Source organism: Serratia sp. A07 (assembly GCF_058725505.1).
Genome location: NZ_JBZXDO010000023.1, coordinates 1 through 25,881, shown reverse-complemented (window position 1 = coordinate 25,881; position 25,881 = coordinate 1). Strand labels below are relative to the sequence as shown.

General features: G+C 59.4%; 27 protein-coding genes, 1 tRNA gene and 1 pseudogene. 17 read left to right on the top strand and 12 right to left on the bottom strand.

Going from position 1 to position 25,881, the window contains the following annotated elements; all coding sequences use genetic code 11:
• Positions 1–3: 3 nt before the first annotated feature.
• Positions 4–1,056 carry an XdhC family protein gene (locus AC4PR2_RS19670; RefSeq protein WP_060441037.1) on the top strand — a complete coding sequence of 351 codons (1,053 nt, stop codon included), beginning with the start codon at positions 4–6 and terminating at the stop codon, positions 1,054–1,056.
• Here AC4PR2_RS19670 and AC4PR2_RS19665 read toward each other — a convergent pair.
• Positions 980–1,846 carry a helix-turn-helix domain-containing protein gene (locus tag AC4PR2_RS19665; RefSeq protein ID WP_048234664.1) on the bottom strand — a complete coding sequence of 289 codons (867 nt, stop codon included), beginning with the start codon at positions 1,844–1,846 and terminating at the stop codon, positions 980–982. The genes AC4PR2_RS19670 and AC4PR2_RS19665 overlap by 77 nt on opposite strands.
• A gap of 150 nt (positions 1,847–1,996) precedes the next feature.
• On the bottom strand, positions 1,997–3,643 hold the full coding sequence (gene fumA, locus AC4PR2_RS19660) for a class I fumarate hydratase FumA (RefSeq protein ID WP_033635936.1): 1,647 nt from the start codon (positions 3,641–3,643) through the stop codon (positions 1,997–1,999).
• A 372-nt stretch (positions 3,644–4,015) separates the two neighbouring features.
• On the opposite strand from fumA, the gene AC4PR2_RS19655 reads away from it, so the two are divergent.
• From AC4PR2_RS19655 to ruvX, 6 genes are all read left to right on the top strand, one after another.
• Positions 4,016–4,528 (top strand): SprT family zinc-dependent metalloprotease, encoded by a 513-nt coding sequence (locus AC4PR2_RS19655; protein ID WP_016930082.1) that lies wholly within the window; start codon positions 4,016–4,018, stop codon positions 4,526–4,528.
• A gap of 101 nt (positions 4,529–4,629) precedes the next feature.
• A complete protein-coding gene (gene endA, locus AC4PR2_RS19650; RefSeq protein WP_038879275.1) occupies positions 4,630–5,325 on the top strand; it encodes a deoxyribonuclease I in 696 nt (231 codons plus the stop codon).
• A 69-nt stretch (positions 5,326–5,394) separates the two neighbouring features.
• The gene (rsmE, locus tag AC4PR2_RS19645; protein WP_346420402.1) at positions 5,395–6,126 is read left to right on the top strand and encodes a 16S rRNA (uracil(1498)-N(3))-methyltransferase; all 732 of its coding nucleotides are present in this window, start codon (positions 5,395–5,397) and stop codon (positions 6,124–6,126) included.
• Positions 6,127–6,136: 10 nt separating this feature from the next.
• Positions 6,137–7,087, top strand: coding sequence for a glutathione synthase (gshB, locus tag AC4PR2_RS19640; RefSeq protein WP_047729854.1), 951 nt, complete (start codon positions 6,137–6,139; stop codon positions 7,085–7,087).
• A 145-nt stretch (positions 7,088–7,232) separates the two neighbouring features.
• A complete protein-coding gene (locus tag AC4PR2_RS19635; protein WP_033635940.1) occupies positions 7,233–7,796 on the top strand; it encodes a YqgE/AlgH family protein in 564 nt (187 codons plus the stop codon).
• Positions 7,796–8,218: a Holliday junction resolvase RuvX gene (gene ruvX, locus AC4PR2_RS19630; protein WP_015379046.1), complete on the top strand. Its 423-nt coding sequence runs from the start codon at positions 7,796–7,798 to the stop codon at positions 8,216–8,218. The genes AC4PR2_RS19635 and ruvX overlap by 1 nt, the downstream gene beginning before the upstream one ends.
• Here ruvX and AC4PR2_RS19625 read toward each other — a convergent pair.
• Positions 8,215–9,237: a PilT/PilU family type 4a pilus ATPase gene (locus tag AC4PR2_RS19625; RefSeq protein ID WP_197786756.1), complete on the bottom strand. Its 1,023-nt coding sequence runs from the start codon at positions 9,235–9,237 to the stop codon at positions 8,215–8,217. The two genes, ruvX and AC4PR2_RS19625, sit on opposite strands and share 4 nt — an antisense overlap.
• 20 nt (positions 9,238–9,257) lie before the next feature.
• Between AC4PR2_RS19625 and AC4PR2_RS19620 the strand changes: the two genes are divergently transcribed.
• Genes AC4PR2_RS19620 through hemW form a run of 6 tightly spaced genes read left to right on the top strand, consistent with a single transcriptional unit; the run spans position 9,258 to position 13,425 of the window.
• Positions 9,258–9,965: a YggS family pyridoxal phosphate-dependent enzyme gene (locus AC4PR2_RS19620; protein WP_102985233.1), complete on the top strand. Its 708-nt coding sequence runs from the start codon at positions 9,258–9,260 to the stop codon at positions 9,963–9,965.
• A 19-nt stretch (positions 9,966–9,984) separates the two neighbouring features.
• Entirely contained in the window at positions 9,985–10,806 is an 822-nt protein-coding gene (gene proC / locus AC4PR2_RS19615; RefSeq protein WP_060422650.1) for a pyrroline-5-carboxylate reductase, read from the top strand.
• Positions 10,807–10,837: 31 nt separating this feature from the next.
• Positions 10,838–11,392, top strand: coding sequence for a YggT family protein (locus AC4PR2_RS19610; RefSeq protein ID WP_084827144.1), 555 nt, complete (start codon positions 10,838–10,840; stop codon positions 11,390–11,392).
• The gene (yggU, locus tag AC4PR2_RS19605) at positions 11,389–11,679 is read left to right on the top strand and encodes a DUF167 family protein YggU (RefSeq protein ID WP_033649585.1); all 291 of its coding nucleotides are present in this window, start codon (positions 11,389–11,391) and stop codon (positions 11,677–11,679) included. Before AC4PR2_RS19610 ends, yggU begins: the two co-directional genes overlap by 4 nt.
• A gap of 17 nt (positions 11,680–11,696) precedes the next feature.
• Positions 11,697–12,290, top strand: a complete 594-nt coding sequence (locus AC4PR2_RS19600) for an XTP/dITP diphosphatase (protein WP_180547705.1) — start codon at positions 11,697–11,699, stop codon at positions 12,288–12,290.
• Positions 12,283–13,425, top strand: a complete 1,143-nt coding sequence (gene hemW, locus AC4PR2_RS19595) for a radical SAM family heme chaperone HemW (protein ID WP_084827142.1) — start codon at positions 12,283–12,285, stop codon at positions 13,423–13,425. The genes AC4PR2_RS19600 and hemW overlap by 8 nt, the downstream gene beginning before the upstream one ends.
• Positions 13,426–13,462: 37 nt before the next feature.
• Here the strand turns inward: hemW and AC4PR2_RS19590 are convergent, their stop codons facing one another.
• The 5 genes from AC4PR2_RS19590 to trmB form a co-directional block, all read right to left on the bottom strand.
• The gene (locus AC4PR2_RS19590) at positions 13,463–13,897 is read right to left on the bottom strand and encodes a DUF29 domain-containing protein (RefSeq protein WP_016930094.1); all 435 of its coding nucleotides are present in this window, start codon (positions 13,895–13,897) and stop codon (positions 13,463–13,465) included.
• A gap of 100 nt (positions 13,898–13,997) precedes the next feature.
• Positions 13,998–14,720, bottom strand: a complete 723-nt coding sequence (locus tag AC4PR2_RS19585) for a YggN family protein (RefSeq protein ID WP_197786752.1) — start codon at positions 14,718–14,720, stop codon at positions 13,998–14,000.
• 30 nt (positions 14,721–14,750) lie between these two features.
• Positions 14,751–15,674, bottom strand: a complete 924-nt coding sequence (gene glsB, locus AC4PR2_RS19580; protein WP_033649631.1) for a glutaminase B — start codon at positions 15,672–15,674, stop codon at positions 14,751–14,753.
• Between the two features lie 95 nt (positions 15,675–15,769).
• A complete protein-coding gene (locus AC4PR2_RS19575) occupies positions 15,770–16,096 on the bottom strand; it encodes a YggL family protein (RefSeq protein ID WP_019456098.1) in 327 nt (108 codons plus the stop codon).
• On the bottom strand, positions 16,096–16,815 hold the full coding sequence (gene trmB, locus AC4PR2_RS19570) for a tRNA (guanosine(46)-N7)-methyltransferase TrmB (RefSeq protein ID WP_033654659.1): 720 nt from the start codon (positions 16,813–16,815) through the stop codon (positions 16,096–16,098). The genes AC4PR2_RS19575 and trmB overlap by 1 nt, the downstream gene beginning before the upstream one ends.
• A gap of 177 nt (positions 16,816–16,992) precedes the next feature.
• Between trmB and mutY the strand changes: the two genes are divergently transcribed.
• From mutY to mltC, 3 genes are all read left to right on the top strand, one after another.
• A complete protein-coding gene (gene mutY, locus AC4PR2_RS19565) occupies positions 16,993–18,093 on the top strand; it encodes an A/G-specific adenine glycosylase (protein WP_492175380.1) in 1,101 nt (366 codons plus the stop codon).
• Complete coding sequence (locus tag AC4PR2_RS19560) at positions 18,090–18,362, top strand: oxidative damage protection protein (protein WP_004937404.1); 273 nt, start codon at positions 18,090–18,092, stop codon at positions 18,360–18,362. The genes mutY and AC4PR2_RS19560 overlap by 4 nt, the downstream gene beginning before the upstream one ends.
• 63 nt (positions 18,363–18,425) lie before the next feature.
• Positions 18,426–19,502 carry a membrane-bound lytic murein transglycosylase MltC gene (gene mltC / locus AC4PR2_RS19555; RefSeq protein WP_004937402.1) on the top strand — a complete coding sequence of 359 codons (1,077 nt, stop codon included), beginning with the start codon at positions 18,426–18,428 and terminating at the stop codon, positions 19,500–19,502.
• Between the two features lie 50 nt (positions 19,503–19,552).
• On the opposite strand, the gene speF is transcribed toward mltC, so the two are convergent.
• Positions 19,553–21,718 carry an ornithine decarboxylase SpeF gene (speF, locus tag AC4PR2_RS19550; RefSeq protein ID WP_048234788.1) on the bottom strand — a complete coding sequence of 722 codons (2,166 nt, stop codon included), beginning with the start codon at positions 21,716–21,718 and terminating at the stop codon, positions 19,553–19,555.
• 704 nt (positions 21,719–22,422) lie between these two features.
• On the opposite strand from speF, the gene AC4PR2_RS19545 reads away from it, so the two are divergent.
• Positions 22,423–22,498 (top strand) — tRNA-Phe (locus tag AC4PR2_RS19545).
• A 198-nt stretch (positions 22,499–22,696) separates the two neighbouring features.
• Here the strand turns inward: AC4PR2_RS19545 and AC4PR2_RS19540 are convergent.
• The 3 genes and pseudogenes from AC4PR2_RS19540 to AC4PR2_RS19530 all read right to left on the bottom strand — a co-directional run.
• Positions 22,697–23,710 carry a tyrosine-type recombinase/integrase gene (locus AC4PR2_RS19540; protein WP_099784542.1) on the bottom strand — a complete coding sequence of 338 codons (1,014 nt, stop codon included), beginning with the start codon at positions 23,708–23,710 and terminating at the stop codon, positions 22,697–22,699.
• 67 nt (positions 23,711–23,777) lie between these two features.
• Positions 23,778–25,421, bottom strand: coding sequence for a TraI domain-containing protein (locus AC4PR2_RS19535; protein WP_492175378.1), 1,644 nt, complete (start codon positions 25,419–25,421; stop codon positions 23,778–23,780).
• A pseudogene (locus AC4PR2_RS19530) lies at positions 25,415–25,753 on the bottom strand (ATP-binding domain-containing protein); the annotation flags it as partial. The gene AC4PR2_RS19535 and the pseudogene AC4PR2_RS19530, both read right to left, overlap by 7 nt.
• Between the last annotated feature and the right edge of the window lie 128 nt (positions 25,754–25,881).

Genomic DNA, 25,881 nt, shown 5'->3' with positions numbered 1-25,881 from the left:
CCTATGCAACATCTTGATGTCACCGTGGTCAGCCAGGCGATAAGCTGGCTGCAGCAACAGCCGGTCTGGTTATGCACCGTGCTCAGTACCTACGGCTCTTCGCCGCGGTCGCCGGGCGCGCTGATGGCGGCGACCCGCGACGGCCGCTACAGCGGTTCGCTGTCGGGCGGCTGCGTTGAGGAGGATTTTTTGCGCCGCGTGGCCGCCGGGGAGTATCAGGCGGCCAGCCAGGTGATCCGTTACGGCGAAGGCGGCATGACGCCCAACGTGGCGCTGCCCTGCGGCGGCGTGCTGGACGTGCTGATCGAATACCTGCCGGCGGGTGAAGACAGCATCGCTTACCTGCAACGCATCGCCGGCGCGCTGGAAGGGCATCACGCGTTGATCAAACGCCTGACGCTGCCCAACGCCTGCCACAGCCTCGAGCAAAGCCACTTCACCAGCGCCACGCAGGTCGAACGCCGGCTCGAGCAGATCACCCTGCACATCGCGGCCGCGCCGCGCCTGCTGATCGCCGGGCTGTCCAGCGTGGCGCTGTACTGCGCCGATTTCGCCGTGGCGCTGGGGTTTGAGGTGCTGGTGTGCGAGAGCCGCCCGGAGGTGCTGGATAACTTTGCCGCCGAGCTGAAACCGGGCGTGACGTTGCTGCGCCAGTTTCCGGCCAAATTTATTGAAGAGGGGGGATGCCACGCCAATACCGCCGTCGTGGCGCTGACCCACGATCCGCGCATGGACGACCTGACGCTGATGGAAGCGATCCACACCCCGGCGTTTTACATCGGGGCCATGGGATCGCTCAGAAACAGCGCGCGGCGGCGCCAGCGTTTGCAGCAGATTGCCGAATTCACGCCGCAGGAGCTGGAACGCATCCATGCGCCGATCGGCCTGCCGCTGGGCAGCAAAACCCCGGCGGAGATCGCCCTGGCGGTGATGGCGGCGATCGTGCAGCAAAAAAACCGGCTGCCGGCCGCCGACGGGATCAATGCAGCGGCACCACCGGCACCAGATGCTGCAGCTCCAGATGCAGTTCCTCTTTCCCGCTCAGCGAATAGCTGAACACCGTAATGTCCGGCCCGTCACCGCGGGCCAGCCCCATTTCGGGCAATACCTGCGTGTAGATCTGAATGATGTGGTCGTTGAGCGCCACCGGCTTGCCGGAATAGCGAAAACGGCAAAACTCGCCGTGGATCTCCGGCAGCGGCTCCAGCACCACGCCTTCGCGCAGCGGGTATTCCGTCGTCACGCCCAGGGTATAATCGACCCTGACCCGCTCGCCGTCCGGCACCAGCTGGGTAAACGAATAGGTTTGCGTCGGGCGCTCGCCCAACAAGGTGTAGAACTGCCCCCGCAGCGCGCTGCGCTGCGGCAGGTGCGACTTGTCCAGCTTCTCGATATCCAGGTGATAAGCGTACCGCTTGCCGTGAAAGGCGTATTGCCCCCGGGCGATGCTGACGCGTTCAACCTGAATATCGCCGGGCTGGCTGGCCGCCAGCGAACGCACCAGATTGCTGAAGTCCTGCTTGCGGGCATGGCGATACACGCTGGGCGATTCGGCGAAGTGTTTCTTGAAACAGCGCGAGAACGTCTGCTGGTTATCGAATTGGTATTCGACCGAGATATCGAGAATGCTCTTCTGCGTGAAACGCAAGGCGAAAGCGGCGAGGTAGAGGCGGCGAGCGCGGATGTACGAGGCTAACGACAATCCGGTCTGCTTCTTGAACATGCGCTGCAGGTACCATTTCGTATAGCCTGACTTGGCGGAAACGATATCCAACGACAGCGGATTGGTCAGGTTATCTTCAATCCAGACCAGCAATTCCTTGATATGACTTTCCTGCGTACCCATGTGCTTGCCGAACCTTCTGTTGCCGATATTCCATTAGTCGAATTTTAGTGCTATCCGCGTAGGGTATACAGGTTAAAACTCGACGTCCAGCAAGCTACAGGACTTTACACACTCCCCTTCACCGCCCGCAGGCGGCGAAGGGGGCAACGATTATTTCAGGCAGCTGGAGCACTGACCGGCCTGGATCTTCTGGAAGAAGTCATTGCCTTTGTCATCCACCAGGATAAACGCAGGGAAATCTTCCACTTCGATTTTCCAGATCGCTTCCATGCCCAGCTCAGGGTACTCCACGCACTCCAGGCTCTTGATGCTCTGCTGCGCCAGCACCGCCGCCGGGCCGCCGATGCTGCCGAGGTAGAAGCCGCCGTGCTTGTGGCAGGCATCCGTCACCTGCTGGCTGCGGTTGCCTTTCGCCAGCATGATCATGCTGCCGCCGTGGGATTGCAGCAGATCGACGTAAGAGTCCATACGCCCGGCGGTGGTTGGCCCCAACGAACCGGACGCGTAGCCCTCCGGCGTTTTGGCCGGGCCGGCGTAGTAGATCGGGTGATCCTTGACGTACTGCGGCAGGCCTTCACCGCGATCCAGACGCTCTTTCAGCTTGGCGTGCGCGATATCGCGGCCGACGATGATGGTGCCGCTCAGCGACAGGCGGGTGGAAACCGGGTACTGCGACAGCTGTTTAAGGATCTCGGCCATCGGGCGGTTGAGATCGACTTTGATCGCCTCGCCTTCCCCGGCCTGACGCAGTTCCTGAGGAATGAATTTACCCGGATTGTGCTCCAGTTTTTCCAGCCAGATGCCGTCGCGGTTGATCTTGCCTTTGATGTTGCGGTCCGCCGAGCAGGAGACGCCCATGCCGACCGGGCAGGACGCGCCGTGGCGCGGCAGGCGCACCACGCGGATATCGTGCGCGAAGTATTTGCCGCCGAACTGCGCGCCCAGACCCAGGTTCTGCGCTTCTTGCAGCAGTTCCGCTTCGAGTTCCAGATCGCGGAACGCCTGGCCATGCTCGTTGCCTTCGGTCGGCAGGCCATCGTAATACTTGGTCGAGGCCAGCTTGACGGTTTTCAGCGTCGCTTCCGCCGAGGTGCCGCCGATGACGAACGCCACGTGGTACGGCGGGCAAGCCGCGGTGCCTAACGTGCGCATCTTGTCGACCAGGTAGTTTTTCAGTTTGCCCGGCGACAGCAGCGCCTTGGTTTCCTGATACAGATAGGTTTTGTTGGCGGAACCGCCGCCCTTGGCGATGCACAGGAACTTGTACTCTTCGCCGTCCACGCTGTAGAGATCGATCTGCGCCGGCAGGTTGCTACCGGTATTGACCTCTTTATACATATCCAGCGCGGCGTTCTGCGAATAGCGCAGGTTCTCTTCGATGTAGGTGTTGTACACCCCGCGCGACAACGCCGCTTCATCGCCGCCGCCGGTCCAGACGCGCTGGCCCTTTTTGCCGACGATGATCGCCGTGCCGGTGTCCTGGCAGGTCGGTAAAATACCCTTGGCGGCGATTTCTGAGTTACGCAGAAATTGCAGCGCAACGTACTTGTCGTTTTCGCTGGCGTCCGGATCGTCGAGGATATCGGCCACCTGCTGTTGGTGCGCCGGGCGCAGCATGAACGAGGCGTCGTGGAACGCATGCTGGGCAAGCAGGGTTAACGCTTCAGGGGCAACTTTCAGAATTTCCTGGCCTTCAAATTCGCTCACGGAAACGTGGTCGCGGCTCAGCAGGTAGTATTCGGTATCGTCTTTCTTCAGCGGGAACGGATCTTGATAGTGGAACGGTTTATTCGACATTGATCTCTCACTTGCAACATCAGCTGCGTTAAATTCACACTTGCGGCGCACGGCTCGGCGCCTTGTCAAAAAACTGCCTCCACCTTACGTATTTTTAATCAGTCAGTTATTGCGCCAAATCGCAAAATAACCGCTCTTTGCGTAAGGGATTACCACAGGCGGCGTTTCAACCTTGCTCGGTGAGAACTGCGGGTACAGGCTCATCATGCACGCTTTATTATCCCGCAGTTAACACATTGATTACAATCCATCGGCGGCGATCGTCTTATCAATGTGGCGAAAAACCGGCGCACAGCGCCAAGAAAGCGTCGGATGCGGATTTAGGCCGGGGCATATTGTCAGCCGCCGCGCCATTGCTTAAGCTAGGCCGCAATGAACAAACCAAGAATCCCCATCGCGCTGCAACAAGCGGTGATGCGCTGCCTGCGAGAAAAGCTGCAGTTGGCACGCCGGCATTTTGCCGTCGAGTTCCCCGAACCCAGCATCGTCTATCAGCAACGCGGCACCAGCGCGGGCACCGCCTGGCTGCAAAGCTGGGAAATCCGTCTGAACCCGGTGCTGCTGCTGGAAAACCAACAGCCGTTTATCGATGAAGTGGTGCCGCACGAGCTGGCGCACCTGCTGGTGTTTCGCCAATTCGGCCGGGTGGCGCCGCACGGCCGCGAATGGCGCTGGATGATGGAAAGCGTGCTGCTGACCCCCGCCAGCCGCACTCACCGTTTCGAAACCGCCTCGGTGCAAAGCAAAACCTTCCCCTACCGCTGCGGCTGCGGACAGCACCAGCTCACCATTCGCCGCCATAACCGCGTGCTGCGTGGCGAAAGCGAATACCGCTGCCGCCGGTGCGGCGAGAAACTGAAATTTCTTGCTAGCGAGAACCTTTAGTTAAACGATTTATACGTTAAAACAAGCAAATATCGCCATTTGCCACTGCCGGCAAGTTCCGTTACCCTGCCTGCTTTTCCAATTTTGAGCTGTTTTGGAATATGCTTCGCAGAATTTTGTTTATGGCGGTTTTCGCCGCAGGCGCCGTACAGGCGCACGGCATCAATAATTTTTCTCAGGCCAAGGCGGCGGCGGCCAAGATTAACCAGGATGCGCCGGGCAGTTTTTACTGCGGCTGCCGCATCGACTGGCAAGGCAAGAAGGGCATCCCGGATCTCGCCGGCTGTGGCTATCAGGTGCGTAAAAACGCCCAACGCGCGCAGCGCATCGAGTGGGAACACGTGGTGCCGGCCTGGCAGTTCGGCCACCAGCTGCAGTGCTGGCAGGACGGCGGGCGCAAGAACTGCAACAAAGACGCCACCTATCGCCAGATAGAAACCGATCTGCACAACCTGCAGCCGGCGATCGGCGAAGTGAACGGCGACCGCAATAACTTCATGTACAGCCAATGGAACGGCGGTGAAGGCCAATACGGGCAATGCCCGATGAAGGTGGACTTCAAGAATAAACAGGCGGAGCCGCCCGCCCGCGCCCGCGGCGCCATTGCCCGCACCTACTTCTACATGCGCGATCGCTACCAGCTGCGGCTGTCACGCCAGCAAACTCAGCTGTTCGAGGTGTGGAACCGGCAATATCCGGTGAGCCAATGGGAATGTCAGCGTGAAGCACGTATCGCCAAGGTGCAGGGCAACCACAACCCCTATATTCAACAGGCTTGTCAGCAGCGGAAAAGCTAACCTACTATAGCCTTTATCTTTCATGGCGCCGCCAACCCGCGGCGCCGTTTCGTCAGGATCAGACTACCCATGCGCATACCCCGCATTTACCATCCGCAGCCGTTGACCAATCGGGCGGAGATCGCCCTGAGCGAGGACGCCGCCAACCACGTCGGCCGCGTGCTGCGCATGAGCGCCGGCCAGGCGCTGCAGCTGTTCGACGGCAGCAACCAGGTGTTCGACGCCGAGATAGTTCGGGTGGACAAAAAGAGCGTGCTGGTGCGCCTCGGCGACGGCCGCTTGGATGACATCGAATCGCCGCTCAACCTGCATCTGGGCCAAGTGATCTCGCGCGGCGAGAAGATGGAGTTCACCATTCAGAAGTCCATCGAGCTGGGCGTCAACGTCATTACCCCGCTGTTTTCCGAGCGCTGCGGCGTCAAACTGGACGGCGAGCGTCTGGCGAAGAAAATCCAGCAATGGCAAAAGATCGCCATCGCCGCCTGCGAACAGTGCGGCCGTAACCGCATTCCCGAAATCCGCGAGGCGATGTCGCTGGAAGCCTGGTGCGCCGAGCAGGACGGCAGCCTGAAGCTCAACCTGCATCCGCGCGCCAGCCACAGCATCAACACGCTGCCGCAGCCGGTAGACCGCGTCCGCCTGCTGATCGGCCCGGAAGGCGGTTTGTCCGCCGACGAAATCGCCATGACCACCAACCACGGATTTACTGATATTCTGCTGGGGCCACGCGTGCTGCGTACCGAAACCACAGCGCTCACCGCCATTACCGCTCTGCAGGTCCGCTTCGGCGACCTGGGTTAAAGGAGAAAAGATGATTAAGCTCGGCATCGTGATGGACCCTATCGACTCCATCAACATCAAGAAAGACACCAGCTTCGCCATGCTGCTCGAAGCGCAGCGCCGCGGTTACGAATTGCACTACATGGAGATGAACGATCTCTATCTGCACGCCGGTGACGGGCGCGCCCGCACCCGCCTGCTGAGCGTGAAGGAAGACAAGGAGAACTGGTTCAGCTTCGGCAGCGAGCAGGATCTGGCGCTGCACGATCTGGACGTGATCCTGATGCGCAAGGATCCGCCGTTCGATACCGAATACATCTACGCGACCTACATTCTGGAGCGCGCCGAAGTCAAAGGCACGCTGGTGGTCAACAAGCCGCAAAGCCTGCGCGACTGCAACGAGAAGCTGTTCACCGCCTGGTTCCCGGAACTGACGCCGGACACGCTGGTCAGCCGCAGCGCCGCGCACATCCGCAAATTCCACCAGCAGCACGGCGACGTCATCCTGAAGCCGCTGGACGGCATGGGCGGCGCGTCTATCTTCCGCGTGAAGCAGGACGATCCTAACCTGTCGGTGATCATCGAAACCCTGACCGAACACGGCAGCCGTTTCTGCATGGCGCAGAACTTCCTGCCGGCGATCAAGGACGGCGACAAACGCATTCTGGTCGTCGACGGCGAGCCGGTGCCTTACTGCCTGGCGCGCATTCCGGCGCAGGGCGAAACCCGTGGCAACCTGGCGGCCGGCGGCCGCGGCGAAGCGCGTCCGCTGAGCGAGAGCGACTGGAAAATCGCCCGCGCTGTCGCGCCGACGCTGAAAGAGAAAGGGCTGATCTTCGTCGGCCTGGACGTGATCGGCGATCGCCTGACCGAAATCAACGTGACCAGCCCAACCTGCGCGCGCGAAATTGAGGCGGCATTCCCGATCTCGATTACCGGCATGCTGATGGACGCGATTGAAAAGCGCCTGGCGGCGAAGTAATGCGCCATGCGGGCGGCCTGCCGCCCGCTATCCTGCATCGCGCCCGCCAAAGCACGCCTTTGCACGCGGCTTGAAAGGCGGCGGGTATAGCCGCATACTGGCGGCTGTTTATTTTCTCACCCATTGATTACCTTATACTAACGCCATGAATTTACAGCACCATTTTCTGATCGCCATGCCCACCCTGCAGGATCCTCGCTTCAAGCGCTCGGTGATTTACGTCTGCGAGCACAACGAAGAAGGCGCCATGGGTTTGGTGATCAATAAACCGGTGGAGCAGTTCACGGTAGCCACGGTACTGAGCAAGCTGAAGATCATGCCGCCTGCGCGCGATCCGGCCATCAGCCTGGACAAGCCGGTGTTCGCTGGCGGCCCGCTGGCGGACGATCGCGGATTTATCCTGCATACGCCGCGCCACGGCTTCGGTGCCAGCATTCAAATTTCCCCCAACACCATGATCACCACCTCGAAAGACGTGCTGGAAACGCTCGGCACCCCGGAACAACCGGACGACGTGCTGGTGGCGTTGGGTTATGCAGGTTGGGAAAAGGGCCAGCTGGAGCAGGAGGTGTTGGAGAACGCCTGGCTGACCATCGAGGCCAACACCGACATTCTGTTCCGCACGCCGATCGCCAGCCGTTGGCGCGAGGCGGGGAACCTTCTGGGTATCGACATTCGCAGCATCGCCAACCACGCAGGACACGCCTGATGAGCAACCGCACCATTATCGCCTTCGACTTCGGCACCAAAAGCATCGGCGCGGCCGTCGGCCAGGAGTTGACCGGCAGTGCCCGCGCCCTGCCGGCCTTCAAAGCGCAGGACGGCTCGCCGGACTGGCTGAAAATCGAAAAGCTGCTGAAGGAGTGGCAGCCGGATCTGGTGGTGGTCGGCCTGCCTCTGAACATGGATGGCACCGAACAACCGGTGACCGCCCAGGCGCGCAAGTTCGCCAACCGCCTGCACGGCCGCTTCGGCATCCAGATCGATCTGCATGACGAGCGCCTGAGCACCGTGGAAGCGCGCGCCAACCTGTTCGATCGCGGCGGCTTCCGCGCGCTCGACAAAGGCAGCGTGGATTCCGCCTCTGCGGTGGTGATCCTCGAAAGCTGGTTCGAACGGCAGCTGGGTTAACTCCCCGCCCCTTCGCCAACACAATCCCCCAACACGCCGGCGTCGATCCGCTGCTGCAAACCTTGCTCAAAGGTTTGCATGCCGGACTGCGCGCCGGTTTGCAACACGCTCGCCAACTGATGGGTTTTCCCTTCGCGGATCAGGTTGCTGACCGCCGCCGTCGCCGTCAGCACCTCAAAGATCGCCACTCGCCCGCCGCCGGGCCGCCGAATCAGCTTTTGCGCGATCACCGCCTGCAGGCTGCCGGCCAGCTGGGCGCGCACATAGGGTTTCTCTTCCGCCGGAAACACGTCCACCAGCCGTTCCACCGCCTGCGGCGCGCTGCGGGTGTGCAGCGTCGCCAGCACCAGATGGCCGGTCTCCGCCGCGGTGAGCGCCAGCCGAATGGTGGCGACATCGCGCAGCTCGCCCAGCAGGATCACATCCGGATCTTCGCGCAACGCGGCGCGCAACGCCGCATCGAAGCTGTGAGTGTCGCGGCCGATCTCCCGCTGTTGAATCAGCGATCGCCGGCTGCGGTGCAGGAATTCGATCGGATCCTCCAGCGTTAAAATGTGCCGCGGCTGGTGCCGGTTGATCTCGTCGATCATCGCCGCCAGCGTGGTGGACTTGCCGCTGCCGGTGGCGCCGGTGACCAGGAGAAGCCCGTCGTCGCGCCGCAGCAGTGCCGGGACGATGGCCGGGGCCGCCAGCTCGGCAAGCGAAGGCGCCTGCCCGGCGATGCGCCGCAATGCGAGAGACATCCCCGCGCGTTGCTGAAAAACGTTGGCTCGCAGCCGCTCCCCACCCGGCCTGTGCAGCGCCAGATCGATCTGCCCCAGCCGCCGCAGGCTCTCGCGCTGCTGCGCATTCAGCAATCCGTCGCAGAGGGCCTGCACGCCTTGCGCCGTCAGCGTTGGCGCCGCCGCCAGCGGCTGCAGTTCACCGTCGATGCGCAACATCGGCGGATGACCGGCACAAAGGTGCAGATCGGAAGCATTATGCTTTACACTAAGGGCCACGAATTCATCGATATCCATATCACTCTCCCGGGTCAATAATGAGCACTATCCAACAGAACCTGCAGGATGTCAGAAACCGCATCGCGGCCGCCGCGCAAAACTGCGCGCGGGCGCCAGAAGAAGTTGCTCTGCTTGCAGTCAGCAAAACCAAACCTGTGGCGGCGATCGAAGAAGCCATCGCCGCCGGCCAGCGCGCCTTCGGCGAGAACTACGTGCAGGAAGGGGTAGACAAGATCCGGCATTTCGCCGAGTCGCCGCAGAGCGGCGAGTTGGTGTGGCACTTTATCGGCCCGCTGCAATCCAATAAGAGTCGGCTGGTGGCGGAACACTTCGCCTGGTGTCATACCGTAGACCGGCTGCGTATCGCCCAGCGCCTGAGCGATCAGCGCCCGGCTGGTATGCCGCCACTCAACGTGCTGATTCAAATCAACATCAGCGATGAGCAGAGTAAATCCGGCATCGCGCTGGCCGATCTGCCGGCGTTGGCCGAAGCGATCGCCGCGCTGCCGAACCTGACGCTGCGCGGCCTGATGGCCATTCCGGCGCCGGAAGCGGATTACCAGCGGCAGCTGGCGGTATTCAGCCGGATGAACGACGCCTTTCTCGCCCTGCGTCAGCGTTATCCGCAGGCCGATACGCTGTCGATGGGCATGACGGACGACATGGCGGCGGCGATCGCCGCTGGCAGCACCCTGGTGCGCATCGGCACCGCAATTTTTGGCGCCCGCGACTACTCGCAGGCCTGACAAACAGACGAGGGATTTGATGCAACATCGCAAGATTACCTTTATCGGCGCCGGCAACATGGCGCGTGCAATCATCGCCGGCCTGGTGGCGGGCGGCTATCCAGCCAAATCCATCAGCGTCTGCGCCCCTTCGGCGAAAAACCGTGACGCGCTGGCGGCGGACTACGGCATCGTCAGCAGCGGCGACAACGTCGCCTGCGCGCGCGCGGCCGACGTGGTAGTGCTGGCGGTCAAACCGCAGCTGATGGCCGACGTTTGCCAGCCGCTGCGCGAGCAGGTCGATTTCAGAGGCAAGCTGGTGCTGTCGATCGCCGCCGGTATTCAGGTCAGCCGTTTCTATCAGCTGCTCGGCGACAAGCTGAACATCGTGCGCATCATGCCCAACACCCCGTCGCTGGTCGGCAAGGGCATGAGCGGGCTGTACGCACCGGAGCAGGTCAGCCGGCAGGATCGCGACTACACCGGCGATTTAATGGCGTCGGTCGGTAAAGTTTGCTGGGTCGATGACGAAAATGGCATCAACGGCGTGATCGCCGCCGCGGGCAGCGCCCCGGCCTATTTCTTCCTGTTTATGGAGGCGATGCAAAAAGAGGCCGAACGCATGGGCTTCGACAGCCAGACCGCGCGCGATCTGGTGCAGCAGGCCGCTTCCGGCGCCGCCGCGCTGGTTGAGGCCAACCCGGATACGCCGCTAGGCACGCTGCGCGAGCAGGTGACCTCCAAAGGCGGCACCACCGCCGAAGCGCTGCGGGTGTTCAACGAACGCCAACTGCCGGAAACCGTGGCGCAAGCGATGCAGGCCGCCGTTTCTCGTGCCCAAGAGATGGAAAAATTATTTTAAATAACCATGAGTTAAGGAGAAGGACCACTTCATGCTAACGCTGACTTTCCTGGTCAAGACCGTTATTGATCTGTACGTGATGGTGCTGTTGCTGCGCATTTGGATGCAATGGACGCGCACCGATTTTTACAACCCGTTCTCGCAGTTTGTGGTGAAGATCACTCAGCCGATCGTCGGCCCGCTGCGCCGCATCATCCCGTCGCTGGGGCCTATCGACAGCGCTTCGCTGCTGCTGGCGTTCCTGCTGATGACCATCAAGTACCCGCTGCTGCTGCTGATCCAGGGCGGTGCAATGTCGCTCAGCCCCTATAACCTGCTGTTTGGCCTGATCTCGCTGGTGAAATCCGCCGGCTACCTGATCTTCTGGGTGATGATCATTCGTGCGCTGATGAGCTGGATCAGTCAGGGCCGCAGCCCGATCGACTACGTGATGTACCAGCTGACCGAACCCTTGATGGCGCCGATCCGTCGCATCATCCCGGCGATGGGCGGTATCGACTTTTCCGCCATGGTGGTGATCCTGATCCTCTATCTGATCAACTACCTGGGCATGGATCTGTTCGGCGAGATCTGGTTCCTGCTGTGAGTGCAGTCACTCCGGTGCTGGACGGGCTGGCGATCAGGCTATATATTCAGCCGAAAGCCAGCCGTGACCAAATTATCGGCTTGCATGGCGACGAACTGAAAGTCGCCATCACCGCCCCGCCGGTCGACGGCCAAGCCAACGCCCATTTGATCAAGTTTATCGCCAAGCAGTTCAAAGTGGCGAAAAGCAGCGTCACCATCGAGAAAGGCGAACTGGGGCGGCATAAACAGTTACGCATCGTGAATCCGCAACAGATCCCCGCCGTGGTCGCGGCGCTCATCGAATAATTTTCAAGGTAGTCATTATGCAAAAAGTCGTTCTTGCCACCGGTAACCCGGGCAAAGTGCGCGAACTTGCCGACCTGTTGGCCGATTTCGGCCTGGACGTGGTCGCGCAAACCGATCTCGGCGTGGAATCCGCCGAAGAAACCGGGCTGACGTTTATCGAAAACGCCATTCTGAAAGCGCGCCATGCGGCACGGGTCACCGGCCTGCCGGCGATCGCCGACGACTCCGGCCTGGCGGTCGACGCGCTGGGCGGCGCGCCGGGCATCTACTCCGCACGCTATGCCGGTGAAGACGCCGACGATCGGCAGAACCTCGACAAGCTGCTGGCGGCGCTGAAAGGCGTAGCGCCGGGCCGGCGCGGCGCGCAATTCCACTGCGTGCTGGTCTATCTGCGCCATGCAGAAGATCCGACGCCGCTGGTGTTCCACGGCAGCTGGGGCGGTGAGATCACCGAGCAGGCCGCCGGCGAAGGCGGCTTCGGTTACGATCCTGTCTTCTACGTGCCGGAGCTGGGCCGCACCGCCGCCGAGCTGAGCCGCGACGAGAAGCGGGCGATTTCGCACCGCGGCAAGGCGCTGACGCTGATGTTGGAAGCCATGCGCAATGCTTAAGCTGCCCCCGCTGAGTCTCTACATTCACATCCCGTGGTGCGTGCAGAAATGCCCGTACTGCGACTTCAACTCCCATGCGCTGAAGGGTGACGTGCCGCATCAGGAGTATGTCGATCATCTGTTGGCGGATCTGGATGCCGATCTGCCGCTGGCCGGCGGCCGGGAGATAAGCACCATCTTCATCGGCGGCGGCACCCCCAGCCTGCTGAGCGCAGAGGCGATGCAAGCCTTGCTGGACGGCGTGCGGGCGCGCATTCGCGTCGCCGACGACGCCGAAATCACCATGGAGGCCAACCCCGGCACCGTGGAGGCCGATCGCTTCAGCGGCTACCAGCGCGCCGGCGTCAACCGCATCTCCATCGGGGTGCAAAGCTTCAGCGCCGAGAAGCTGACCCGCTTAGGGCGCATCCACGGCCCGGAAGAGGCCAAGCGCGCGGCAACGCTGGCGACCGGCCTCGGCCTGCGCAGCTTCAACCTCGATCTGATGCACGGCCTGCCGAATCAGTCGCTGGAAGAGGCGCTGGACGATCTGCGCCAGGCTATTGCCCTGAACCCGCCGCACCTGTCGTGGTATCAGCTGACCATCGAGCCGAACACCCTGTTCAGCTCGCGCCCGCCGGTTTTGCCGGACGACGACGCGCTGTGGGACATCTTCGAGCGCGGCCACCAGCTGCTGAGCGCCGCCGGCTATCAGCAGTATGAAACCTCGGCCTATGCCAAACCGGGCTACCAATGCCAGCACAACCTCAACTACTGGCGCTTCGGCGACTATCTGGGGATCGGCTGCGGCGCGCACGGCAAGGTGACCTTCAGCGACGGGCGCATCCTGCGCACCGCCAAGACCAAGCACCCGCGCGGCTTTATGCGCGGCGACTACATGGACAAGCAGCATGAGGTGGCGGCGGCGGATCGGCCGTTCGAATTCTTCATGAACCGCTTCCGCCTGCTGGAAGCTGCGCCGCGCGCCGACTTCGTCAACTACACCGGGCTAGCGGAAAGCGTCATTCGCCCGCAGCTGGACGAAGCGCTGGCCAAAGGCTATCTGGAAGAAACCGCGGAGCACTGGCAAATCACCGAGAAGGGCAAACTGTTCCTCAACTCGCTGCTGGAACTGTTCCTGGCGGACGACGAGTAAAAAAAAGCGCTGAATAATCAGCGCTTTTTTATTGGTGTTAATCCGGGTAAAACGTCTGAGACAGAATCTGCTGAGTTTCCCAGATGCCGTTTTCCGGATATACATCCAGCCCAGTTTCGGCCGTAGCGAGCGCAACGGCCTTCGACCAGACGACATCCAGCCAATCAGCATCGCTCAGTTTACCTTTTAGGCTGGGCGACTCTTTCAAGCTGTAAAGCACCTCTTTGCGCTGCGCTTTAATCGTTCTCTCCCAGCTGGTTCCGCGCCTGGCCGGCTGATATTTCCATTTAAGCAAATGTGCAATCAGCACCGTCATCCGGCTAGCAAGTTCCCTTTGCTCGCTCTTCCCCACGTCCTCAATCTCCTCGGCGATCTTTTCAATATCGATCTCAGACAATTTTCCGGAGCGCAAAAGAGCGGCCTGTTCATTTGCCCAGGCAACAACATCGGTTTCGTAACGTGTATGGCTCATAGCGTCCTCCGTAAACATCCATAAGTCTGTACGTAGTTTGACCAGTCTGTCAGATAAGCTTCAGAAGGTCAAAAAACATACTGCCGAGAAGGTTCTTAAATCACTTCAACGCCTTCAGCAGATCCTTGCGCTGGGTTTCCAGTGCGGTGACGCGGTTGCAAACGTCGTGACCGAAGTTCTGGAAGTCCTGCTCCTGGTTGTTCCACTCGTTCTGGATCGCCTTCTGCAAGCCGCCCAGGTTGCCCATGATCGCCTGCAGCGGATTGCCGCCGCTGTTGGCAGCCTGTTTGACGCCCATCTCGTTCAGGCTGTCCTGCAGCACGCCGCCCATGCTCTGCTGCACGATGTTGCGGCCATCCTGTTCCACCTGGTCAATCGCCTTGTGGTGGAAGGTCAGGCCGTCGCTGCGGTGCTCGATGATGCGGTTCATCTGCTGTTTCAGCTGGCCGTTGAGGGTGGTCAGCCGGTTGCGCACGTTGCTGTTGCTGCCCAGCTCTTTGACGATCACCTTATCCAGCGCCGAGCGGGCTTTCTCCAGGTGTTTCTGCGCGCCGTCGTCGATCCACGGCAGCTGCTTGCGCAGCGCGCTCTGGTAACTGAAGGCTTTCTGCCGCTGGCTGTCGCTCAGGCTCAGCGCCTGACCGTTGCGGATCACGTCGCCATCCGGCGAAATTTGCAGGTCGCCGCTGGCGCCTTTCACCTGCACGCTCTGCGGGCTGATGATCACATCGTCCTGGGGTTTAACGCTGCATTGGTACTCGGCGTGGGCCTGCGCGGCAGTCGCCGCCAGCAGCAGTAAGACTAACCCGGTTTTCTTCAACATAGCTTCTCCTGACTCCCATCCAGATTGGGATTAAAAAATCGAACGACCGATACGTTGAGACAACAGTTCCAGCGCCGCAGTTCCCGCCAGCGAGTTGCCGGAAGCATCCAGCTCCGGCGACCAGACGACGATCGACAGCTCGCCCGGCACGATGGCCACGATGCCGCCGCCCACGCCGGACTTGCCCGGCATCCCCACCCGATAGGCGAATTCGCCGGCGCCGTCGTACATGCCGCTGGTCATCATCAGGGCGTTGATCTGCCGGGCCTGCAGCGGGCTGATCACCGTCTCGCCGTTGAGATCGCGGCCGTGATTGGCCAGATAGACGAAGCTGCGCGCCAGCTCCACGCAGCTCATGCGCAGCGCACAGTAGTGGAAATAGGTTTGCAGCACGGTGATCACGTCGTTCTCGAAGTTGCCGAACGACTTCATCAGATAGGCGATGGCCGCATTGCGATCGGAGTGTTCAAACTCGGAGCGCGCCACCCGCAGGTCATAGGCCAGGTCGTCTTCGCCGGCCAGCTGGCGCACCACCTCCAGCATGCGCTGTTTGGGGGCGCTGAGCCGGGTTTGCAACATGTCGCACACCACCAGCGCGCCGGGATTGATAAACGGATTGCGCGGTTTGCCCTGCTCCATCTCCAGCTGCAGCAGCGAGTTGAACGGCAGGCCGGAAGGCTCTTTGCCGACGCGCCGCCAGATCTCAGGCTCCTGATAGCGCGTCAGCGCCAGCGTCAGGCTCAGCACTTTGGAGATCGACTGAATGGAGAAGCGCTCCGCGGCGTCGCCGGCCTGGAACAGTTCGCCGTCCACCGTGCAGACGGCGATCGCCAGCCGATCGGCGGGCACTTCCGCCAACGCCGGGATGTAGTCGGCCACTTTCCCCTGGCCAATCAGCGGGCGCACCTGTTGCAGGATTTCCTCCAGCAACGCGTTATCCAATGTTGTTACCACCTCGGTCACACTCCGGGCAAAACAAAGGCGCCGTTAAGGCACCTTAGATCAATAAAACGGCGCGGCGCGAAGCCGCGCTCATCGGGCAAGCGCGATCAATCCCACCAGATATCGAACAGATCGCTGACCTTAACGTCGGTCAGTTTGCGCGCTTCCAGCCAGTTTTTCACCAGCTCGCGCTGCTCGTCGGTGCAGTGGCCGATCTTCTGCAGGCAGATCAGACCTTCCCACTGCAGGTAGCCGCTGCCGTCAAACGCCAGGCCGTTCGGCTCGATCACTTCATCGATGAAGGTATCCAGCGTGCTGTCGATGTCTTCCACCGACGTGCCTTCGGCGAAGCGCCAGGCTACGGAGAAACCCAGCTCCTGAAATTCTTCAATGTGCAACTTTTTACGTAAACGACGACTGCGGTTCTTAGCCATTATTCTTTCCTCTCAAACATCAAGTCCCAAACGCCATGTCCCAGGCGCTGGCCGCGTAATTCAAATTTCGTCAGTGGGCGCGAATCCGGACGCGGCACGTAATCATTATCGCTGGAAAGATTACGGTAGCCTGCGACCCCGTTCATAACCTCTAACATATGTTCCGCATAAGGTTGCCAATCGGTGGCCATGTGGAAGACGCCGCCGGTCTTCAGCTTGCGCAGCACCAGTTCGACAAACGGCGTTTGCACGATGCGGCGCTTGTTATGGCGCGCCTTGTGCCACGGATCGGGGAAGAACAGCTGCACCATATCCAGCGAGCCGTCCGGGATCATGTTTTCCAGCACCTCAACCGCGTCGTGGCACATCACGCGCAGGTTGCTCAGCTTCGCCTCGTGGGCGTCGGCCAGGCAGGCGCCCACGCCCGGCGAGTGCACTTCGATCCCTAAAAAGTTCTGCTGCGGGTTGTTGCCCGCCATGGTCACCAGCGAGGCACCCATGCCAAAACCGATCTCCAGCACCGTCGGCGCGTCACGACCGAACAGCGCGGCGAGATCGACAGCGTCAGCCTGATACTCCACGCCCATCACCGGCCAATAGTTCTCCAGCGCGTGCTGCTGGCCTTTGGTCAGCCGCCCCTGGCGGCGGACAAAACTGCGGATACGGCGCATCGCGCGGCCGTTCTCATCAAATTCCGGGGAGATGACGTCATTAATCATAGTGCTTTCTGTCTGTTTGGCTGCCAATTAGGGAAACGCGCATTATGCAAAGATACATTGGTTTAGCAAGTGTTCATCTTCTGTACCCGCCGTGCGGCGTCGGAAAGTTCCGGTTTACAGCACCATGACTCTATGCTGCAATCTCGCTTCATTTTCTGCCGGATAACGACGCTGCTCATGATGCAAGCACAACAATTAGCACAGGTGGTGCTTGACTGGTATCAGCGCTACGGTCGCAAGACCCTGCCGTGGCAGCTGGAAAAAACCGCCTATCAAGTATGGCTCTCCGAGGTGATGTTGCAACAGACCCAGGTTGCCACCGTCATTCCTTATTTTCAGCGCTTTATGGCCCGTTTTCCCAACGTGCGCGCGCTGGCGGAAGCCCCGCTCGACGAAGTGCTGCATCTGTGGACCGGCCTCGGCTATTACGCCCGCGCCCGCAATCTGCACAAGGCGGCGCAGACCATTGTCGCACAGCACGGCGGCGAGTTCCCGACAACCTTCGCAGAAATCGCCGATTTACCGGGCGTCGGCCGCTCTACCGCCGGCGCGGTGCTGTCGTTGGCGCTGGGCCAACACTATCCGATCCTCGACGGCAACGTGAAGCGCGTGCTGGCCCGCTGCTACGCGGTGGAGGGCTGGCCGGGCAAGAAAGAAGTCGAAAACCGGCTGTGGAAAATCAGCGAAGAGGTCACCCCGGCGCAGGGCGTCGGCCAGTTCAACCAGGCAATGATGGATCTGGGCGCCATGGTCTGCACCCGCTCCAAGCCCAAGTGCGAACTCTGCCCGCTCAACGTCGGCTGCCTGTCTTACGCCAACCACAGCTGGGCCAACTACCCCGGCAAGAAACCCAAGCAGACCCTGCCGGAAAAAACCGCCTACTTCTTATTGCTGCAGCACGGCGACCGGGTGTGGCTGGAGCAGCGCCCGGCGGTGGGCCTGTGGGGCGGCCTGTTCTGCTTCCCGCAGTTCAGCGCGCGCGTGGATTTGGAACTCTGGCTGCAGCAGCGCGGTCTGAAAGGCAAGCGCCTGGAGCAGCTGACCGCGTTTCGCCATACGTTCAGCCATTTCCACCTCGATATCGTGCCGATGTGGCTGTCGCTCGACGCGGCGGGCAGCGGCATGGATGAGGGCGCAGGTCTCTGGTATAACTTAGCGCAGCCGCCGTCGGTCGGGCTGGCAGCGCCGGTGGATCGCCTGTTGCAACAGCTGGCGAAGCAGCCCCCGATCCAACAAAACTTATATGGCGATAGCGCCATCGATGAGGAATTAGCATGAGCCGCACCATTTTTTGTACTTTCCTGCAGCGCGACGCCGAAGGCCAGGACTTCCAACTTTATCCCGGTGACGTCGGCAAGCGCATCTACAACGAGATCTCCAAGGAAGCCTGGGGCGAGTGGATGAAGAAGCAGACCATGCTGATCAACGAGAAGAAGCTGAATATGATGAACGTGGACGACCGCAAGCTGCTGGAAGAGGAAATGATCAAGTTCCTGTTCGAAGGGCACGACGTGCACATCGAAGGCTATACGCCGCCGAGCGAATAACGCTGTTGGGGCCAGGCGCTGGCCCGCTTCAATCCTCTTATACTTCTTCCAAACGGCTTTAAGATGAAGAAAATTTTAGCTTTGCTCGTAATAGCGCCTTTGCTGATCTCCTGTTCCGGCAAAAAAAGTGAAGAAATCAACGAAGCCTGGATTAAAGATACCAACGGCTTCGACATTCTGATGGGCCAATTCGCCCACAACATCGAGAACATCTGGGGTCTGAACGAAGTTCTGATCGCCGGGCCGAAAGACTACGTCAAATATACCGACCAATACCAAACCCGCAGCCACATCAACTTCGACACCGGCGCCATTACCATCGAGACCATCGCCACCACCGATCCGGCCGCGCACCTGCGCCAGGCGATCATCAGCACGCTGCTGATGGGTGACGATCCGGGGTCCATCGATCTCTATTCCGACGCCAACGATATCCAGATCAGCAAAGAGCCGTTCCTGTACGGCCAGGTGCTGGATAACAAGGGCGCGCCGATCCGCTGGGAATGGCGCGCGGCGCACTTCGCCGATTACCTGCTGCAGACCAAGCTGCAAAAACGCACCTCCGGCCTGCACGTGATCTACTCGGTCACCATCCAGCTGGTGCCGAACCACCTGGACAAACGTGCGCACAAATACCTGCCGATGGTGCGCAAGGCGTCGGAAAAATACGGCGTGGACGAGTCGCTGATCCTGGCGATCATGCAGACCGAATCGAGCTTCAACCCGTATGCGGTGAGCGGTTCGGACGCGCTGGGCCTGATGCAGGTGGTGCAGCACACCGCCGGTAAGGATGTGTTCCAGATGCGCGGCAAATGGGGCACCCCGAGCCGCAGCTACCTGTTCGATCCGGAGAACAACATCGACACCGGCACCGCCTACCTGGCTATCCTGCAGAACAACTACCTGGGCGGCATTCAGAACCCGACCTCGCGCCGCTATGCGGTGATCACCGCCTACAACGGCGGCGCAGGCAGCGTGCTGCGGGTGTTCTCCAGCGACAGAACGCGCGCGGTAGGCATCATCAACGGCATGCAGCCGGGCGACGTGTACCAGACGCTGACCACCAAGCACCCGGCCGCCGAGTCGCGCCGCTATCTGGTGAAAGTGAATACCGCGCAGAAGAGCTACCGCAGAAAGTAACGCGTTCCGCGTGGATAAATGAGAAGGGCCGGTGCAAACCGGCCCTTTTTCTATGGCTTGATCATATAGCCGAAGATGCGCTTCCAGCCGTGATCTTTTTTCTCGATGTAGACCCCCTGCAGCTCCGGCGAGAAGCCCGGCAGACGGTTGATGCCCTCTTCCAGCGCCAGGAAGTAGCGCTGCACCGCGCCGCCCCACACTTCGCCCGGCACCACGCACAGCACGCCCGGCGGGTACGGCAAGGCCCCTTCCGCCGCGATGCGCCCTTCCGCCTGGCCGATCGGCACCAGCTCGACGTTATCGCGGATAAACTCCACGTTGGCGTCCTGCGGGTTCATCACCACCGGCGGGAAATGATCCTGGCGGAACATCTCCTTTTGCAGCTGTTTGACGTCGAAGCTGACGTACAGATCGTGCATCTCCTGGCACAGCCGGCGAATGCTGTAGCCGCGGTAGCGCTGCTCGTTCTTGCGGTACACCGTCGGCAGCACCACGCTCAGCGGCGCGTCCTCTGCAACATAGCGCTCGAACTGCGCCAGCATCTCCACCAGGTGCTCCATCTTGGCCGGGTTTTCCGCCGGGGTCAGCAGGAACAGGATCGAGTTGAGATCGCACTTCTCCGGCACGATGCCGTTCTCGCGCAGGAAGTTGGCCAGAATGGTGGCCGGCACGCCGAACTCGGTGTATTGGCCGGTCGCGGCGTCGATGCCCGGCGTGGTCAGCAGCAGCTTGCACGGATCCACCAAATACTGATCCTGGGCATAGCCTTCGAAGCCGTGCCACGTTTCCCCCGGCACGAAGGTGAAGAAGCGCGCGTCGTTGGCGATAAGGTCAGTATCGTGATCCTGCCAGTCTTTGCCCGCCACCTGCTGCGGAATAAACGGCTTCAGCTGCGAGCAGCGCTTGAGCAGCTGTTTACGGGTCTCGATGCCCAGCTTGACGCAGTCCATCCACATGCGGCGCCCGGCGGGGCCGGCGTGCATCTTGGCGTTGACGTCCAGCGCGGCGAACAGCGGATAGAACGGGCTGGTCGACGCATGCAGCATGAACGCGTTGTTCAGGTGCTTGTGGTTGCAGTGGCGCTTTTGCCCTTTGATGTGGTCGTCTTTCTTATGGATCTGCGAGGTCTGCGAGAACCCCGCCTGCTGTTTATGCACCGACTGGGTGACGAAAATGCCCGGATCGTGTTCGTCCAGCTCCAGCAGCAGCGGCGAACACTCTTTCAGCATCGGGATAAAGCCTTCGTAGCCCACCCAGGCGGAGTCGAACAGGATGTAGTCGCACAGATGACCGATGGTGTCGATCACCTGGCGAGCGTTGTAAATCGTGCCGTCGTAGGTACCGAGCTGGATGATCGCCAGCCGGAACGGCCGCGCCGCCGCGGCTTTCTCCGGCGCCACTTCGCGGATCTGCTCACGCAGGTAGCGTTCGTCGAAGCAGTGCGCATCGATGCCGCCGATAAAGCCGAACGGGTTACGGGCGGTTTCCAGATAGACCGGCGTGGCCCCGGCCTGGATCAGCGCCCCGTGGTGGTTGGATTTATGGTTGTTGCGATCGAACAGCACCAGATCGCCACGGGTCAGCAGCGCGTTGGTCACCACCTTGTTGGCCGCCGAGGTGCCGTTGAGCACGAAGTAGGTTTTATCGGCGTTGAACACCCGCGCCGCGTGCTTTTGCGCATCCTTGGCCGATCCTTCGTGGATCAGCAGATCGCCCAGCTTGACGTCGGCGTTGCACATATCGGAACGAAACAGGGTCTCACCGTAGAAATCGAAGAACTGCCGGCCGGCCGGGTGTTTGCGGAAGAACTCACCGCCCTGATGCCCCGGGCAGGCAAAGGTCGAGTTTTCCATCTCGACGTAGGTCTTCAGCGTTTTGAAGAATGGCGGCAGCAGCGCCTGCTCGTAGGCGTCGGCGGCGGCCTCCAGCTGCGCCATGTAGAACGGCTTGCTGGCGCCGGCCAGCAGCGCGAAAACCCCACTGACGAACGGCAGATAGTCCGGCGAGAGATGCTCATCCCCTTCCACCGCCACGAAGGTCGGAATGTCGAACCCCGTCGCCTGCAAGCGCGCCAGAATGCCGGCGTTAACGTCGGCGACCGACACCACCACCGCCGCCACGTCGGTGTAGTCCGTCTGCTCTACGCGCACGATTTGGCGCAGCGTCTCAATGGTGGCGACCAGGCTGGCGCTGGTCGCGATTTTCAATTCTTTCATCATGCTGACTCTCAAACGGTGAAGGATGAGGGTGTGCCACCGGCACGGTAATGAGATAACGCGGTTATCCCGGTAAAGCGATACCCGGGCACGGCAGCATAAGCGGCGTGCGTGACCGGCTCATGATCGGGGATCATCAGGCGGCTATCGGGGGAACTGGTCTTGGCAGCGTCCGACAGGCATCAGTAAAATCAGGGCCATAGCGCTGGCTTTACGCATGCCTAACAGCGAGCATCAGGCGGCCTTACCGCATGGCCGGCAGGCGTATTCGGGCGGATGACGTGCAAAGGAGACAACGGCGGAACGGTGGCGGCGTCAGATGTCTGGTGCGCAGCAGCGCTTGAGCAACAAAACCAGTCATGCCAATAACCCTCTGGCTTATAAGAAGCGGGAACACCGTCAGGGAACGGAGAGTGCTAAAATTTGCGCAATGATTGCATGATTCGTTGCGGGGTTCAAGCAAGAATCGCCCTGGTTTAACGCGCATTGATTTTAAAATAACGCATTGTTATTTAATTAAAAAATCATAAAAACCCATCTTAACGACGGTATAAATACACGTTTTATATGCATATTTATTGAATGACGATACCCTCCCATTCCCCACTCCGCCAGGTTCGCTGCCTGAAAATAGAGCAACCGATCGGCTTTGTGACAGAAAGCGATTGACGCCACCCGGCCAATACGGTTTAATGCGCCCCGTTGCCCGGATAGCTCAGTCGGTAGAGCAGGGGATTGAAAATCCCCGTGTCCTTGGTTCGATTCCGAGTCCGGGCACCACTAATTCTGCATGAAAGCACGCTGGTTAGAGGCAATCCCTTTAACGGGCGGAACAAAGGAACCAGCAAGTTGATATCGCAGTGTTTTTCGAATTTGCACACTCGATGTTAATAACTAGGTTCCTCTTAAAAGGGATGCCTGTGTTCCCGCACAGGCGTCCTTTTCTCGATCACTGGTGATTTTTACAGCTTGTTAAAGTTATGTCAAGGCGTGTCTGCGCCCTTCTTCACCGTTGGATGCGACATCCATATACAGTGACAATTCATTCTCAAGCGCTTGCCCTGTAATCTTCAAATCCAGCTCAACATACTCCATCGTTGTACTGACACTTCGATGTCCCAGCAGACCTTTAACCATTGCCAAATTACGATCTGGCGACTTCATCATCTCAGTCGCTAGTGTATGCCTAAACCGATGTGGACTTACCTTAAAACCACACTCTTTTGTTAGTCTGGTGAAAAACGAGCGAACAGGCTGTATTGCTGGCTCTGAGTCAACCTCACCGAATGGAGTCAAGAATCGCGATACATCGAACAGATAATCTGCCGGTTCGGCTCCCTGTTCAATTGCCCGACTTATAAGTATTCGCATACGTTCGCGGACAAAACTGACTATAGGAACCAACCACTCACGATGAGTTTTACTCCCCTCTTTACACAGCAACATCGAGTTTGCCTCAAGATCAACATCCATAAGACGTATATGTAATAACTGGTTTTGTCTCATCCCCGTCGAACGCAAAACGTCGATAACCGTCCGCCAATACCAAACAGGAAAGAGAGCACAGGAACGACTTTTGCCCACTTGGCGTTTTTCGCGTTCTTCAAATTGCTCTAACACCAGATTAATCCTGACCAACTGGTCACGGTTCAGTATTTTTTTACGCTTACTACCTGGTGGTACTTGCGTTTCGTTTAAGGGATTTTCCTCTATGTTCAACCATTTTTTCTTTATCCCCTGATTGTAGATCGCACGCAAATGGCGAGCTTTATTATTCCAGGTACTTGTTGTAATTCCCCTTCCAAGCATGTCTCTACGCCACAAAATCAGCTCTCGATTTGTAACGTCATCAGGTAACTTGTCATACCCAATAAACTTCCTGAAAACGGCAACGACACGGCGATAACTCTTTTCAGTTTCTGGACGTAGCGCTTTTGAGAAAAAATATTCCTCAAGCAGAGTTTCCCAATCCATAGCACACAATTTATGCATGATATCTCCCTAGCTTAAACAAAAATCATGCGAGCATGATATGTTCGCATGACACGATTAATCCCTGTTAAGGGATCACCAATACCGGACTGTCGTCAGGTAGTTTTTCTCCCCGATAGAGCAAACTTGCTTTAACGAGATAACCTTTGGTTCGTTTAAACGCACCTGTGCACTCTGACGTTTTATATAGGTGCGCAAAATAAAATCGCTTACCCTTTCCCCTGCGGTGTTTTTCCAGGCGTTCAAAGTCTTCCTGAAGGACTTCTCGCTGAGAGCCATCCAGACCCCTCTGTTTCAAATACAAATAAAAAACTCCAGGCACGGTGATAAAGATAAAACCAGAAACAAGATGAACCCTAGCCTCTGCAGTGTTAATGAGGATTTGATTAGAATTGAGTCCATCAGCTAACCAACGCCAAAAGGCTTCTCCGGGCGTTACCTCTCCATTAACTTCAATAGTCGGTGTTGGTATTTGAGGAGCGCCAAGTTCGGAGTTTGCTTCGACAACTTCAACCTCCTGGGTCACTTCAACAGTAAGCACAGGATTATTAGCAGGCATAGGGCCTTCACTTTCGTGAAGGGCGTCCCCGAACGCCTGTTCTGTCTGGTTCACCGGAGCAGACACCTCAACGGCCATTAATGACAACAGGGCCTGAATATCTTCACCCGTGCCGACAACCGGCTCCGGTTCTATCTTCATCTCGGCCAACGGCTTGTCGTTCACCGGTGTATCCAGTGCCGAGCTGAGTAATGCATCTGTTGCTGACGGTACATTCCCGTTAGACGGACCTGCTATCTCTGCCGGCAGTTGTTCCTCGATAAGAGGTGAGTGGGTGCTGCTGACTGTGCTTTGCTTATCAATCGCCGACACCGGCGGAGTGAAAGTTTCTTTTTCAACTGCCGGCACCATCGACGTTAATGGCACTGCCGGCGTGACAAGCGCAGCCCCACCGCCCTGCAGGGCAGCCAACAAATCCTCGCCACGGGCCAGCCTGACCGCATCCTGGACAATGTCGTCTATTACCGGTAATGCACTCGGTTGACGTGATGCAATCAGCATCAACGACTGAATGGCCGCCGGCAGTGCTGACAGCCAGTCGATGACCGCTGCCGGCAGCAAACGTGCCGCAATCATCGTGCTCTGACTTGTCGCCAATACCGGATCTGACGAGGTAGCAGAGAACCGAAAGCGGTAAGGTTCTGTGGGGATGACCACACCAACCAACCAGGGCTGACCGCTCCGGAGTTCGCCCTCCAGTTGGCTAAGCAGCGGCAGGTAGTGCCACAGTGCCGCATAGAACACCACCATGTTCCACTGCACATTTTGGGCCGCCTGTTCTTCCGGTGCGGCCCCAGGGGGCAGCATATGCCCCTTGGCCAGGCGCACCGCATAGGTCACCGTCTGGAGGGTGACTTCAGCCAACCCGCCTTCCCGGGCATATTCCCCCTGTTGCGCAGCCGGCAGTACCTGCAGCAGCGTCATGAGCTGCTTCAGCGGCTGTAGATAGAAATCCGTATAGAGGTCTTTGGGCAGTGCGCTGTTCTCCCACAGCTGCTGCAGGCACTGCTTGCGGGATGCCGTATCCAGCAACCGCTCGGCAGTCGCCGGCATAAAATAGCCTGCCGGGCTCTGCGGGGTTGCAACGCGTGCCGTTGGCCTCACCGGTATTTCTTTGACACCAACCAGCATCGCTTTGATGGCTTTCAGCATGCAGCCTCTCCTGTCGTATCCTCTTCGCTCTCCATTAGCAACTGCAGCAATCCGTTCAGCACCAGTGTTTCCCTGGTGCGGGTCACTGCAACATACAGCAGATTGGTCTCATCGGTACGCTCACGCTCGGTCATCAAAGGGTCAGTGATGTCCGCAAAATCCTCGTCCAGCACCACCACCGGCCACTCCAGCCCCTTGCTCCGGTGCGCCGTCGACACGGTCACCTGCGCCTGACTTTCGTCAGTAACGGCATGCTCACGCATCACCTGCAGCTTTTGCGGCAACGGGAAGTACAGGTCAAGCAACCGGAGCCTATCTGAAAGAAGCGCGTCTGCCGGCTGGAAAAGGCCTTGATGGGTATGACTTCAGCCAGGTACCGGAGTTGAACAGCGGGCAGTTTCGACAACTGTGCGAAAACGACGACTGGGTGGCGTCAGGAGAAAACATTTTGCTGTTCGGT

Coding starts and splice junctions, on each gene's coding strand:
- AC4PR2_RS19585 (WP_197786752.1), bottom strand. CDS start 14,720: ATGTTGAAGAAAACCGGGTTAGTCTTACTGCTGCTGGCGGCGACTGCC.
- AC4PR2_RS19610 (WP_084827144.1), top strand. CDS start 10,838: ATGCTAACGCTGACTTTCCTGGTCAAGACCGTTATTGATCTGTACGTG.
- AC4PR2_RS19575 (WP_019456098.1), bottom strand. CDS start 16,096: ATGGCTAAGAACCGCAGTCGTCGTTTACGTAAAAAGTTGCACATTGAA.
- AC4PR2_RS19560 (WP_004937404.1), top strand. CDS start 18,090: ATGAGCCGCACCATTTTTTGTACTTTCCTGCAGCGCGACGCCGAAGGC.
- endA (WP_038879275.1), top strand. CDS start 4,630: ATGCTTCGCAGAATTTTGTTTATGGCGGTTTTCGCCGCAGGCGCCGTA.
- ruvX (WP_015379046.1), top strand. CDS start 7,796: ATGAGCAACCGCACCATTATCGCCTTCGACTTCGGCACCAAAAGCATC.
- AC4PR2_RS19620 (WP_102985233.1), top strand. CDS start 9,258: ATGAGCACTATCCAACAGAACCTGCAGGATGTCAGAAACCGCATCGCG.
- rsmE (WP_346420402.1), top strand. CDS start 5,395: ATGCGCATACCCCGCATTTACCATCCGCAGCCGTTGACCAATCGGGCG.
- gshB (WP_047729854.1), top strand. CDS start 6,137: ATGATTAAGCTCGGCATCGTGATGGACCCTATCGACTCCATCAACATC.
- AC4PR2_RS19540 (WP_099784542.1), bottom strand. CDS start 23,710: ATGCATAAATTGTGTGCTATGGATTGGGAAACTCTGCTTGAGGAATAT.
- AC4PR2_RS19670 (WP_060441037.1), top strand. CDS start 4: ATGCAACATCTTGATGTCACCGTGGTCAGCCAGGCGATAAGCTGGCTG.
- proC (WP_060422650.1), top strand. CDS start 9,985: ATGCAACATCGCAAGATTACCTTTATCGGCGCCGGCAACATGGCGCGT.
- AC4PR2_RS19635 (WP_033635940.1), top strand. CDS start 7,233: ATGAATTTACAGCACCATTTTCTGATCGCCATGCCCACCCTGCAGGAT.
- AC4PR2_RS19535 (WP_492175378.1), bottom strand. CDS start 25,421: ATGCTGAAAGCCATCAAAGCGATGCTGGTTGGTGTCAAAGAAATACCG.
- AC4PR2_RS19625 (WP_197786756.1), bottom strand. CDS start 9,237: ATGGATATCGATGAATTCGTGGCCCTTAGTGTAAAGCATAATGCTTCC.
- mltC (WP_004937402.1), top strand. CDS start 18,426: ATGAAGAAAATTTTAGCTTTGCTCGTAATAGCGCCTTTGCTGATCTCC.
- AC4PR2_RS19600 (WP_180547705.1), top strand. CDS start 11,697: ATGCAAAAAGTCGTTCTTGCCACCGGTAACCCGGGCAAAGTGCGCGAA.
- AC4PR2_RS19655 (WP_016930082.1), top strand. CDS start 4,016: ATGAACAAACCAAGAATCCCCATCGCGCTGCAACAAGCGGTGATGCGC.
- AC4PR2_RS19665 (WP_048234664.1), bottom strand. CDS start 1,846: ATGGGTACGCAGGAAAGTCATATCAAGGAATTGCTGGTCTGGATTGAA.
- fumA (WP_033635936.1), bottom strand. CDS start 3,643: ATGTCGAATAAACCGTTCCACTATCAAGATCCGTTCCCGCTGAAGAAA.
- speF (WP_048234788.1), bottom strand. CDS start 21,718: ATGAAAGAATTGAAAATCGCGACCAGCGCCAGCCTGGTCGCCACCATT.
- trmB (WP_033654659.1), bottom strand. CDS start 16,815: ATGATTAATGACGTCATCTCCCCGGAATTTGATGAGAACGGCCGCGCG.
- mutY (WP_492175380.1), top strand. CDS start 16,993: ATGATGCAAGCACAACAATTAGCACAGGTGGTGCTTGACTGGTATCAG.
- AC4PR2_RS19590 (WP_016930094.1), bottom strand. CDS start 13,897: ATGAGCCATACACGTTACGAAACCGATGTTGTTGCCTGGGCAAATGAA.
- hemW (WP_084827142.1), top strand. CDS start 12,283: ATGCTTAAGCTGCCCCCGCTGAGTCTCTACATTCACATCCCGTGGTGC.